The 13,385-nt window shown below is 38.1% G+C and carries 7 protein-coding genes; 3 read left to right on the plus strand and 4 right to left on the minus strand.

What is annotated here, in order from left to right; all coding sequences use genetic code 11:
* The first annotated feature begins 19 nt into the window (after window positions 1-19).
* Both prwr041_RS11040 and prwr041_RS11045 read left to right on the plus strand, forming a co-directional pair.
* Window positions 20-1,522 carry a complex I subunit 4 family protein gene (locus tag prwr041_RS11040; RefSeq protein WP_207153821.1) on the plus strand — a complete coding sequence of 501 codons (1,503 nt, stop codon included), beginning with the start codon at window positions 20-22 and terminating at the stop codon, window positions 1,520-1,522.
* 34 nt (window positions 1,523-1,556) lie between these two features.
* The gene (locus tag prwr041_RS11045; protein WP_207153822.1) at window positions 1,557-3,056 is read left to right on the plus strand and encodes an NADH-quinone oxidoreductase subunit N; all 1,500 of its coding nucleotides are present in this window, start codon (window positions 1,557-1,559) and stop codon (window positions 3,054-3,056) included.
* Between the two features lie 74 nt (window positions 3,057-3,130).
* On the opposite strand, the gene rd is transcribed toward prwr041_RS11045, so the two are convergent.
* Window positions 3,131-3,292 carry a rubredoxin gene (gene rd, locus prwr041_RS11050; protein WP_207153823.1) on the minus strand — a complete coding sequence of 54 codons (162 nt, stop codon included), beginning with the start codon at window positions 3,290-3,292 and terminating at the stop codon, window positions 3,131-3,133.
* A 28-nt stretch (window positions 3,293-3,320) separates the two neighbouring features.
* Window positions 3,321-4,514 (minus strand): anaerobic nitric oxide reductase flavorubredoxin, encoded by a 1,194-nt coding sequence (locus prwr041_RS11055; RefSeq protein ID WP_207153824.1) that lies wholly within the window; start codon window positions 4,512-4,514, stop codon window positions 3,321-3,323.
* A 235-nt stretch (window positions 4,515-4,749) separates the two neighbouring features.
* Between prwr041_RS11055 and prwr041_RS11060 the strand changes: the two genes are divergently transcribed.
* Window positions 4,750-7,560, plus strand: coding sequence for a rhamnogalacturonan lyase family protein (locus tag prwr041_RS11060; protein WP_237072229.1), 2,811 nt, complete (start codon window positions 4,750-4,752; stop codon window positions 7,558-7,560).
* Window positions 7,561-7,591: 31 nt separating this feature from the next.
* Here prwr041_RS11060 and prwr041_RS11065 read toward each other — a convergent pair whose 3' ends face one another.
* The gene (locus prwr041_RS11065; RefSeq protein WP_207153825.1) at window positions 7,592-8,671 is read right to left on the minus strand and encodes an acyltransferase family protein; all 1,080 of its coding nucleotides are present in this window, start codon (window positions 8,669-8,671) and stop codon (window positions 7,592-7,594) included.
* A gap of 7 nt (window positions 8,672-8,678) precedes the next feature.
* Complete coding sequence (locus prwr041_RS11070; protein WP_207153826.1) at window positions 8,679-11,198, minus strand: HigA family addiction module antitoxin; 2,520 nt, start codon at window positions 11,196-11,198, stop codon at window positions 8,679-8,681.
* Between the last annotated feature and the right edge of the window lie 2,187 nt (window positions 11,199-13,385).

Genomic DNA, 13,385 nt, shown 5'->3' on the forward strand with positions numbered 1-13,385 from the left:
ATAAAGAATAAATAGAAAAATGAGTATATTAACATTATTCGTAGTAATTCCGGTACTTATGCTTGTTGGTCTTTGGTTAGCAAAGAATGACAATCAGGTACGTGGTGTGATGGTTGTTGGAGCCTCTGCGTTGCTTGGTCTTGCAATATGGCTTACTATCACTTTCATTCAAATGCGTCATGCGGGTAATACCGAACTGATGCTGTTTACATATAGCACACCTTGGTTTGCACCTCTTAATATAGCATATAGCGTTGGTGTTGACGGTATATCTGTTGTGATGATATTGCTTTCTGCTGTTATCGTTTTCACAGGTACTTTTGCATCATGGCAGCTAGAACCAATGAAGAAAGAATATTTCCTTTGGTTTGTTCTTCTTAGCATTGGTGTTTTCGGTTTCTTTATATCAACCGATCTCTTCACCATGTTCATGTTCTATGAAGTTGCTCTTATCCCAATGTACCTTCTTATTGGTGTATGGGGTACAGGGCCTAAGGAATATGCAGCAATGAAGCTTACCCTTATGCTTATGGGTGGTAGTGCTCTTTTGATTCTCGGTATTCTCGGAATATATTATTTTAGTGGTGCAACAACAATGAATATTAATGAAATTGCTGCATTACATAATATACCAGTAGCAGTTCAGAAGGTATTCTTCCCATTCATATTTATTGGTTTTGGTGTACTTGGTGCTTTGTTCCCATTCCATACATGGTCTCCTGACGGTCATGCTTCAGCCCCTACGGCTGTGTCAATGCTCCATGCAGGTGTGCTTATGAAGCTTGGTGGTTACGGATGTTTCCGTATTGCCATGTATTTGTTGCCTGAGGCTGCTCAGCAACTATCTTGGATATTCCTAGTACTTACAACATGTTCTGTCGTATATGGTGCACTCGCTGCATGTGTACAGACTGACTTGAAATATATCAATGCCTATTCATCAGTATCACACTGTGGTATGGTGCTCTTCGCATTGTGTATGATGACACAGACTGCAATTACAGGTGCTGTTCTTCAGATGCTTTCACATGGTCTTATGACAGCTTTGTTCTTCGCTTGTATCGGTATGATCTATCACCGTGCCGGAACTCGAGACGTACGTTATCTTGGTGGTTTAATGAAAGTTCTTCCATTCCTTTCTGTATCTTATGTTATAGCAGGTTTGGCTAACTTAGGTCTACCAGGTTTCTCTGGTTTCGTTGCTGAGATGACAATCTTCGTAGGTTCATTCCAAAATGCAGATACTTTCCATCGTGTATGTACGATAATCGCTTGTACATCTATCGTTGTAACTGCCGTTTACATTCTTCGTGTTGTTGGTAAGATTCTTTTCCAGAAGGTACCAAACAAGAAGTTCTTTGAACTTCATGATGCAACTTGGGATGAGAGGTTAGCAATTGGAGGTCTTATCTTCTGTGTTGCTGGTCTTGGTTTGTTCCCACTATGGGCAAGTAATGTAATCAGCGATGCAGTTGCTCCAATTATCAATCATATTATGAGCACTACAGTAGCTGCTCTGTAATGTAGATTTTAATAATTAAGATTAAAGATTTATTATGAATATAGATTATAGTCAATTTTTAAATATGATACCAGAAGTCACTTTGATGGCTCTTTTGGTAATCGTCTTCATTGCAGACTTTGCAACATCACAGCGAGCTGTAATACCTACTCCTAATGGAGAGGCTAACAGTTCTTCGCGTGCATGGTTTAATCCTTTGGTTTGTCTGCTGATGGCAGCACATATTGTGATAAATATATTCCCAACAACAGCTTCTGTAGCTTTTGGTGGCATGTATTATACAAACCCTTCTGTTGGTGTTATCAAGACTATTCTTGCTTTAGGAGCATTGATCGTATTGATACAAAGTCGTGAGTGGATACAGCGTCCTGATACACAATTCAAGGAAGGAGAGTTCTACATTCTTATTGCTTCAACTCTTCTTGGTATGAATATGATGGTTAGTGCAAATCACTTTCTATTGTTCTTCTTGGGACTTGAAATGGCATCTATTCCAATGGCTTGTTTGGTAGGTCTTGATAAGTATCGTCATAATTCTGCTGAGTCAGCTGCTAAGTTCGTTCTTACTGCAGCCTTCTCAAGTGGCATCATGCTCTATGGTATATCATTTATCTATGGAGCAATGGGTACTATGTATTTTGATGATATCGCAGTTAAGATTACAGCTACACCTCTTACTATAATGGGTATGGTGTTCTTTTTCAGTGGACTTGGTTTCAAGATATCTTTGGTTCCATTCCATTTCTGGACAGCTGATACCTATCAGGGTGCGCCAACAACTATCACAGGTTATCTTTCTGTTGTTAGTAAGGGTGCGGCAGCATTTGCTCTTTGTTCTATCTTGATCAAGGTATTTGGTCCTATGGTAGAATATTGGCAGTATATGTTGTTTATAGTTGTTGTTCTTTCAATTACTATAGCCAACTTGTTTGCTATTCGTCAGAGAGACCTCAAGCGTTTCATGGCTTTCAGTTCTATCTCTCAGGCAGGTTACATCGTTCTTGCTATTGTTGGTAACTCTGCAATGAGCTATACAACTCTTAGCTTCTATGTTCTTGTCTATGTTGTAGCCAACATGGCTGTGTTCTCTGTTATCAGCAGCATCGAGGAACATAATAATGGAACAGTAGATCTGGAGAGTTATAATGGACTTTATAAGACCAATCCAAAGCTTGCGTTCCTTATGACAATTGCTTTGTTCTCTCTTGGTGGTATTCCTCCATTTGCAGGTATGTTCAGCAAGTTCTTTGTTTTCATGTCTGCAGTCAAGGGTGCATCTTTATCTACAACACCAGGTGTTCTGGCTTATTCTGTGGTATTCATCGCTTTGATTAATACAGTGATAAGTCTTTACTACTATTTGTTGATAGTAAAGGCAATGTATATCAAACCAAATGAGAAACCTCTTCCTTGGTTCAAGAGCGCAAGTAGCACAAAGTTGGCCCTTGCTATCTGCACAGCAGGAATAATCCTATTTGGTGTATTCAGCATGGTTTATTCATGGATAGATAGTGCATCTGTAGCTTCAATGTAATCTACAGATATAACATAACAAAAAATCCCAATGTTCATTACGAGCATTGGGATTTTTATTTGTTAGTTTATTTATTATTTCTGTACTTGGAAATCATCTTTTGTTACTCCACATACTGGACATGTCCAGTCATCTGGAAGATCTTCAAATGATGTACCAGGAGCTATTCCAGCATCAGGATCTCCTACCGCTGGGTCGTATACGTAATCGCATACATCGCAAACATACTTTTCCATGTTGTCAAATTTTAAATTGTTAATAATCTTATTTTGTTGCTTTTGCAAATTCTTCACCATATTCAATGCAGTCATCTAAGTCTTTCTCGTCTGGAACCCATTGTTTCTTTATTCCATCGTTAACGACTTCAAATCCTGCTTCCTTCAAGTGTGCAGTAATCATTTTTGGAGCATCACCGTTCCAACCATAAGAACCGAACGCTGCAGCTTTCTTTCCTTTATATTTTATTCCGCGAGCCATTTCCAATATTCCGGCAATTGCATACGAATAACCGTTGTTTATTGTTGGCGAACCAACTAATATGGCTTTAGACTGGAAAATCTCTGTTAGAATATCATTCTTGTCAATTTGTGAGGCATTGAACAATTTTACAGTCACATCTTTATCTACGTTCTGAATACCATCAGCAATTGCTTCTCCCATCTTACGTGTAGATTGCCACATCGTATCATAGATAATTGAAATCTGGTTTTCTTTATATCCGTTACACCAATCAATGTATTTGTCAATAATCTGTTTCGGATTCTCTTTCCAGATGATACCATGGCTAGGGCAAATCATCTTAATATTAAGATTCATACCAATAAGCTCTTTCACTTTTCTGCTCACCATCATACTGAACGGATTAATGATGTTAGCGTAGTATTTCTGCGCTTCCCACATCAAGTCATCCTGCTTCACAGTATCGTTATATAGTGATTCTGTTGCAAAGTGCTGACCGAAGGCATCATTAGAGAATAATATATTTTCTCCAGAAAGATAGCTGAACATTGTGTCTGGCCAGTGAAGCATTGGTGCTTCTATGAATGTAAGTGTATTCTGTCCTAAATTAAGAGTATCACCAGTTTTGACGTTTACAAAGTTCCAGTCTTGTGGATGATAGTGACCACGGATAATAGATTCACCTTTCTTTGTGCAATATATCGGTGTACCTGGAATCTCACGCATTAATTCAACCAACGCACCACTATGATCAATCTCGTTATGATTCATTACAATGTAATCAATCTTTTTCAAATCTATAGTCTTCTTCAGTCTTGCTACAAATTCCTTATCATAAGGTTGCCATACTGTGTCGATAAGTGCAGTCTTTTCATCCTTAATGAGATAAGCGTTATAACTGGAACCATGCATTGTGGAGAGCTCGTCTCCGTGGAATTTGGTAAGCTCCCAATCTATCTTACCAACCCAAGATACTTTATTTGTGATTTGTTTTGCCATTATCATTTTGTTTAATATCCTACTTTTTTCTATACGCAAAGATATGAATTATCTTTTTCTTGGTGTAAACTAAACTTAAATATTTGCTTTAATTTAACTATCTTTATCAAAAAGTACAAATCTACAGAAAAACGAACGATTTTCGCCGTTTCGCATGAATTCTATTCCGTTACTTTGTCGCAACAAACAATCAATCTAATAACTAATTGATTCTTTAGAACTTTAATGTTTAATAATGAAAAAGATTTTATTATCCTTTTGGATTCTATTCTTGTGTCTAGGGCTTAATGCCCAACGCATGACAGATGCACTTGATCGTGGTCTTGTAGTAGTTCATCGTACAAATGGAACTAGCAATGAGGGAACTTTCGTAAGTTGGCGAATCCTTGCTAATGAGTATTATGATGTTACCTATAATGTTTATAGGGATGGTATCAAACTAAATGATAAGCCCTTGAGCGTGTCAAATTATAATGATACAGGTGGTAGTACTACTAGTGAGTACACTGTAAGCGCTATCGTTAAAGGGGTGGAGCAACCTCAATGCAAACCTCAGACATCTTGGAATTGTTATCTTTATAAGCTTATTGATCGTAATTATTCTGGCTATAAGGACATCACTCTTCAAAAGGTTTATTCTAATGCAGATGGTTCTGATATCACAGCTGATTATGAGCCTAATGATATCAGTATGGCTGATCTTGACGGTGACGGACAACTAGAAATACTTCTCAAGCGACTTAATACGAAAGATGCATCTTCTTTGTATCTGGAAAATGCTACAGATTATGCGATTCTTGAAGCATATAAACTAGATGGTACGCGAATGTGGTGGATTGATTGCGGTCCAAACATGGTGAGCCTTAATAGCACAGAACTTAATATTGTTGCTTATGATTGGGATTGTGATGGCAAAGCTGAAGTCGTACTTCGTGGTGCTGATGGTATGAAAATTCATTTCTCTGACGGAACAACTAAGGTTATCGGCGACGCAACCGTAAATACAAGAAATACGTTTGCTCATACTAATGCGCAGTATTGCTGGACTCACACAGGTAATGAGTATCTTCTTTATCTTAACGGAGAAACTGGTAAACCATATCAGGTTATGGATTTCCCACTAAAGAGATTAGAAGATGGTGAAACAGATCTTAAAGCAGCTTGGGGAGATGACTATGGTCATCGTTCATCAAAATATTTCTTTGGTGCTCCTTTCCTTGATGGTCGTAAAGCTAGTTTGTTCTTAGCTCGTGGCATCTACACCCGTGAGAAGATGATCGCTTATGATATCAATCCGCAGACGCATGAGTTTACTACCCGTTGGACTTGGAATTGTAATCAACCTGGTAGTGAATGGTATGGTAACGGTTATCATAATTTCTGTGTTGCCGATGTTGATATGGATGGCAGAGATGAGATTGTGTATGGTTCAATGGTCATTGATGATAATGGAAAAGGACTTAGCACAACTGGTCTTGGTCATGGTGATTCTCAGCATGTCGGTGACTTTGATCCATATCGTCATGGACTCGAGTTCTTTGGTTGCAATGAAGATAAGCCTGGAAACAATTATCGTAATGCAACTACATCTGATATGTATTATCGCTTTGAGACAACAGCCGATGATGGACGTGCTTTGATCGGAAAATTCTCTGATAGCTTTCATGGATGTCAAGCTCGTTCTTCTGCTTCAAATTTAATAAGTTCAGTTACCGATAATGTTCTTGGAATCACTGCTGATACTTTTCTAAAGTGGAGTGATTTGAATTTCCGAATCTATTGGGACGGTGATTTGTGTGATGAAGTTCTGAATAGTCCTGGTACTGCTAAGGAGGCTAAGATAGAAAAGCCTGGTTATGGCAGACTCTTTACATCTTTAGGCTGCAACATGAATAATGATTCTAAGAATAATCCTTGTTTTCAGGGTGATATTCTCGGAGATTGGCGCGAAGAGTTTATTGTAAGATGTGGCGGAAACCTCAGAATATATACGACAACATATCCTACTGAATATCGTAATTATACTTTGTGGCACGATTCTCAATATCGCCAAAGTGAAGTATGGCAGATGGAAGCATACAACCAAACTCCTCATATAAGTTATTTCCTTGGAAAGGCTGAAGGTATAACGGTAGCACCTCCTCCAAGTACGCTCACTGATAGGGTTGAAATTGCTGACGGTGCATCTATCAATACAGATAATAACGATAAGCATTTGCTTTTGGCTATGACTGATAATATGAATGTCAGCGTTGTTGATGGTGCTGCTCCATATATCCTTACAGACAATGCCCCTACATGGGTTGAGGGACATGATGATAATGCTAATATCACAACTACTACTTATACGCATACCATTACTGGTGGTGCATTCACAGGCGAGATGCGTCTTATTAAGCAAGGTGATGGCATATTGAAACTGCCTAATGTTACTGAGACCTATACAGGCAATACTGATGTATGGAATGGTGAACTAGATTTTGATGGAAATATGCCTTCAAGTCGTGTGTGGTTAAATCGTTTCGCTATATTGAAAACAAATGGTGGTAAGTTTGGTGCAGGTATCACAATGGACTATGCTTCAAAACTTATTCCACAGGGTGATGTATCTGCACGCTCAGTTACTTTGAATTTCGGTTCTCGAATTGTTATGCTATTGTCTTCTGCCAAGATCTCAGCTGATACGTTACGTATAAATAAGGTAGACTGGACTGATGGTCCAAAATATCTTGCTCCAGTCATTGAGTTCACTGGTAATACCAAACCTAATGATGGTGCCTATCTCCTTGGTACTTTTGCTAGGGTAGAGGGCAGTTTAAGTGATCTTACCATTGAAGGTATCAGTGGCGTAACCTACAAATTGGAAATGTCAGGCAACAATCTCTATTTAGTTATTGGAAACGGACAGGTTTCTACAGGTATCAACGAAATATCAAAAGATGATTCTCAGGGTAAGTACTATAATATAAAGGGCATGAAAATGCCAGATGTAAAAGCGTATAAAGGCGTTTACATCAAGGATGGCGTGAAAGTTATGAAGCGCTAGAATGAAGATAAAGTTGTAATGCGATTTCGCATTACAACTTTATAAATATATGTTTCTTCCACAATGGATAACCCATCAGTGCATGCAATAGCATGAATAAGATAGCATAAACAAGTGATGCTACGTATGGATTGATGACGACAGTGTTTATACCGTTGTATATGCCTAGTTTCAATCCTGTTGCTCCGAATATAATACTAACTAGTTCGCTGACTACATAGAGAAATAGGGGATTGGTTCCGAATATCAAAGCCATGTTAAGTTTTTCCTTCGCTACCCCCTTTATATCAATGTAATACATCAGTAATCCCTGACATATAGCAGCTAGTCCGCAAGTCATGCACACATAGCTTGGACTCCATATTCTTTTATTTAATGGCAATCCAAAGCTTACAAGATAACCTATGATGACTAGTATGCCGCCTGCAATCAAAAACTTCATCACCTTGTCTTCTGTGTCTTTTGCAGATGCCATTAGCTTTCCGCAATAAAAACCTATCATCGTGTGGGCTATTGCTGAAATCGTACTTAGCAACCCTTCTGGGTCTACAGGACTTTTGTGATATAGATGATCATATCCGAATATGCTTGTATCAACTTTTGATAGTATGTTCAAATGCGAGTCATAAGCATATCCGTTGCCAAACACGAGTATTGCTGCATATCCAGCAAGCAGTACTACAATTGTTATTGGTATATATTTATGCTTAAAGCTCAGTGCAAATATTGATACGGCAAGATAGCATAACGCAATTCGCTGCATCACTCCCCAAACTCTAAGGTGAGCGAAGTCAAGTCCTTTGCCGCTTAATAGTAATCCAAACCAGTTGATCAGCAATCCAATCGCAAACATCATGATTGTTCTCTTGGCAATTTTTCTGGCTGTGGTCTTGCTCCATGTGAAATTACTTTTCTTAAAACTAAGGAAAGTTGATATTCCCATGATAAACAAAAAGAATGGAAACACCAAGTCGCATGGAGTCATACCGTTCCACTTGCTGTGTTCTAGGGTAGAGTATATCATTTTTCCACCACCATTGTTTACAGTTATCATAAGAGCCACGGTAAGTCCTCTTAAGACATCAAGTGATATCAGACGTTGCTTTTCCATATCTATTTTATTTTAAAAATTCTATAACTTCCTTTGCCATTTCAATGGCGTCACCTTCAGGCTTGGCGCTATACTCATTATGTTGAAGTGTCCAAGGTTCTTCTATTGCATACCAGTCTATCTGTGGACCAGTAGGCATTGCCATAGCAAAGAGTTCCGAACTTGTCTTTGTGGCATTCTTGCCAGCTCCTAGAGCATCTTCATCTGGCAGTTGGTTCTGTTTCATCTGTTTTGCCAATGCGTCCATGTATATACTCCAACGCTTATAGTAGAAATCTTTCAGTAATCCTTCCCATTCCTTGTTAGCATAGTCGCGAAGTCCACCCTTGTCTGCGCAGATGCGATTACCCCATGTTGTGATCTGTACTCTTGCGTTCCATTCATACAAGTCTTTTTCTGCGTTGGTATGTCCCAGCTTTCTTGCAGCTTCAGTCCAGTGACCTAATCTGAATTCACTTCTTGTTCCAAGCAACTTGTCTTGCAGAAGTATCATCTTAAGAAATCTCTTTGAGTCTTTGTCAAATTGTCCGATGCTGAATCCGTTGTAGTCAGCAATAGTTTTAAGATATTGCAGTCTTCCTTGGTCGGCAAGTGCTTGACGGCATATATCAACAAGATCATATTCAAAGTTGTTGTTACCTTTAAACTTGTCAGCAACGCTAACCATCAGTCTTGCAGCTTCAAGTGTTGATGCAGGATCATAGTAGTTACGCATTTTCGACCAACTCTTAACTTGGAAATTGTTTAATCCTGGTCTACCACAGAATATGCTTTCGTGAGGTCCCTGTTGGTTGTTTCCTGCAGGGCAGTTGTATATTGTTTCTGAAAGTATGCTCCAAGCCTTTTGCAGATTAGCGTCGTTGCTTGAATATCTTGCTTTTACATAATTTCTTACCCAGTCTTCTTTCTTAAACTTCTCTGGTATCCAAGGCAGTTCGCTCATCATTTCAAACATCACGGGATTGTTTTCAGAACCTTCCATTGTGAATCCAATACCTTTTATATGTTCCGTATTTGGCGAAATAACCTTTGTCGCATAGAAGTTGTTTATCAGTTGATCCATGCGTCCGTGAAGTCCAACATTGGCACCAAAGTTCTCCAATAGGCAAAATAGCCAATCGTGTTGTTCATATCCTTTATCTCGTTTCCATATCGAAGGGATACCAAACATAGGGCGACATTCAGAGAATAGGTCAGCAATCAGCAAATCGCCATTCTTCATATCAGCTATCATCTGTTGACGTGGATTCTCTGTCCAACCTTGTATCACCCAAGTCGCCTTGTTGTTAGTACGTTTCATTGCGTCCATCACCGCCTTTCCTGCTTTCGCGTAGTCAATGTTCGCGTCATCGTTGGTCTCATGGAAAGGATCCATACTATAATAATTCGCTTTACCGTATAGTTTCGTTAATTCCTTATAATATAGGTCTGCTATCTTGTCGAAATGCTTATCCGTTGCTGATAGATTAGCTGGTCGTGTATATCCGTTCCATGTTCCTCCGTCTGTCACGTTGAGTCCTAGCTTTGTCTTTGCGTCGTGTGGCATCATACCGCAGAAGCCTGGCAATACTGGTTGCATGCCATATTCATTCATTCGTTTCAGAATCTTTTTCTGCAATGCCTCTTGTGCATTATACCAAGAGTCGGGTAGTGGACCTCCCCAACCTTCAAGGTTATTCATTTCCCACCATGCAAGGAATGCTGGTCCGGCAATGAACTTACCAATTTCTTCTTTGTTGTAGCCTAGTTTCAGTAGCATGTTTCTCCACACCACTTCTTCGCCAACAATCGCTAGCGGAAGGTTTACTCCGTGAAGAGCCATCCAGTCTATTTCTGTCTGCCATCTTTGCCAGTCCCAGAAAGCCATGGAATAAGAGAACGTACAGTAATTGAAATCATATCTTAGTTTCAAGTCCGTCTCATGGCGTTCCGGTTTTAAGATCTTAGGAAGTTTGTTTGGAATATCAGCTTTCATGTTGTTCCATGTCAGTTGTATTCCTGCATAGTATTTCAGATACCAGTTCAATCCCGATGCAATATTAACCCAAGTATTTCCTTTGATTAATATTTTATCTTTGTCTTGTGACAGTTCAAAAAAGTCTTTCTTGCTATTTACGAGTTCTGTTTCAAACTTATCTCCAGCCCCCTTGTCTATACGTTCAAGTAATCCTTGAATTGGATTCGCTTCAGATATAAGACTACATAAGAGAAAAATTGATAGTAATATATGTTTCATTTGGTGTTGTTTATTGTAGTGACTATGTGTTTCCCTTTTAGCCATTTGTACATCATAATTCGACTGCATTTTAAGTAAAGGCTCGTGATCTATACTTAACGCAGCTTCAATCATAAGTGCAAATTCTGTAGTGACAGGGCGTTTGTAATTTAAGATTTCATTTAAAACAGAGTATGACATGCCAATCTCTTTTGCCAACTGACGTTGTGAGATCCTTCGATATTCAATTTCATCCTTTAGAATTTCTCCAGGATGAACGGATATGTTTGGTATTACTTTGTTTGCAGTCATATACTTGCAAAGATATTAGTTTATTTTGTAATTCACAAATTATCGAACATAAATTTTGGAATGGATTTGGCTTAGAAGATATAGGGACTTCAAATCGTTCAGGTCAAAATTCAGGTAACAGGGACTATATATAGGGTGAGTAGTCTTTAAATTATTAAATCAATAAACTTACGAATTGATTATAAAATTATGACAAGTTTCTTTGCTTTTCCACTCGTTTGTATTACTTTACCTTCGGTGAAGATAAGCTGCACTCGGGAAAACAAAATTAAACCCGTTTTATTTTGCTTTTCCACTCGTTTGCATTATCTTTGCACATATAAGTATTGCTAGTTAAAGCAAACGAATAGACATAGTGATTTAGAACAATATGGAACTTTAAAAAGATGCAATTATGAAGAAGTCAAAACAAACAAAGTCTAATGATCCTGTAAAGATTCTCAGGATGATTTCTCGCAATGAAGAATTAGAAAGGCGAGACGGAAAATTTCAACGTCTGTTGATTAGTAAGAATAAGCGGAAATATGACCGCAATAACTCAAAAAGGGAGTTGGGCAACATGAAGGAGCTCGACTCCCATTTTATTTTTATACAAGCCTGTTGCTGATTCCTTCTTTGTAATTGTTTTATTTAATGGATAGCTATTTCTATTCATTTGTTTCTAAGCCTACTATCACAGCGAAGTATTTATTTAAGTACCTTCACACATTAATGTGAAGGCTTTTTTGTTTAATCTCCCGCAGATTTATTGCTTCAACTTAAACGGCCTGTTCTCCCGCAGATTACGCAGATAACCCCCAAAACAACATAACTACAAGATGTCTTTCTCTGCGAAATAATGCAGCTTGCTGCGTTCCTCTGCGACCTTTGCGTTATCTGCGAGAGAATAATACGCAAGAGGACTTAATCAATGTACAAGGAAATCCCATATGTCTCCCGCAGATAGCGCAGATCCACGCAGACAAACAGCAAACAGCACACAGCAAACAGCATGAACTACATTATCTTCCCTGTGTCCAAACTGTCTTTGTCAGCGAGATCAGCGGCATCTGCTTTAGCAGATCCATTTGAACAACCTGTCTTTTGTCTGCGTAAATCTGCGTAATCTGCGGGAGAATCGGCCGTTTATATTACGGTTTAGGATGATGGAAGAGCAAGCAAGCAAGAGCAAAGCCAAGTTTACTTGAGCTATGTTGAGGGCAGCTGATATTTATGGAATAAAAATATAAGGAAAAAACGTCAATAAAATCAATGTAATTAAAAGATTAGTTTTTAATAGAGTACGTGTAAAATGACTTAAAATCAAGGGATATTTATGGAGAATACTACCCCTAAATAGAAAAAGATTCCAGAAAAAAAGAAAAATAACCTACACTACCTACATTTTTGACTTAAATAATTACTAATCAGAATATTAGCCCATGTATATTAGTGCGTTTTCCTACATCTTTCCTACATGGTTCCTACATTATAAACGCGTATTTGTACCTCAAACGATGGGATTCGATCAAATTACAATATCCAAATCGCTTTTTTGTTCTGCCATTAGGTCGTTCCTCTGGCAGTAAAGTAAATCACAGTAATGCCTTTCTTTAGAATTATAAAGCTAGAAATGTTACTTCTGTTTGTAAATAAAATTTTAAAATAAATAGATTTATATGGCATTTTGATATGCCAATCTTTTCAGTAAAGGATTTCATACAACTATATTGATTATCTGTAATCGCTTTAAAAAATGTATAGTGATTCAGAATGTATAACTACAAATGTGTATACCAATTCCAGTTATAGTCAAAATGTATGAAGTGTAGCGAAAATAAAATCACCAATTTCGGTGCGCCTTTGAGTAATAAGGGCCTTATCACTCTGCAAAGCATGTAGGACAACAGAGTGATTAGGCCCTAATCACTCCCTAAAATGTATAAGAACGGACTTATATACATCATCTAACGTATTGGATAACAATGCGTTTGGTGAAATCATGTAGGAAACGGCATCAGAAAATTAAAAATAAAAAAATATTTTAGATACTCATGACTCAATTAGTTTCATAATTTTACCATCGGAAAGAACTAAATTTGTGGAGGATCGTGTGCTAACTTTTGATAAAGTTATATAGAATTTCTAACTTAATATGGTTAATCGCAGCGCTCACAGCGCTACCTAGCTGCATGGTATGGATTGCAG

Origin of the sequence: Prevotella herbatica (assembly GCF_017347605.1) — a bacterium.
Lineage (GTDB): Bacteria > Bacteroidota > Bacteroidia > Bacteroidales > Bacteroidaceae > Prevotella > Prevotella herbatica.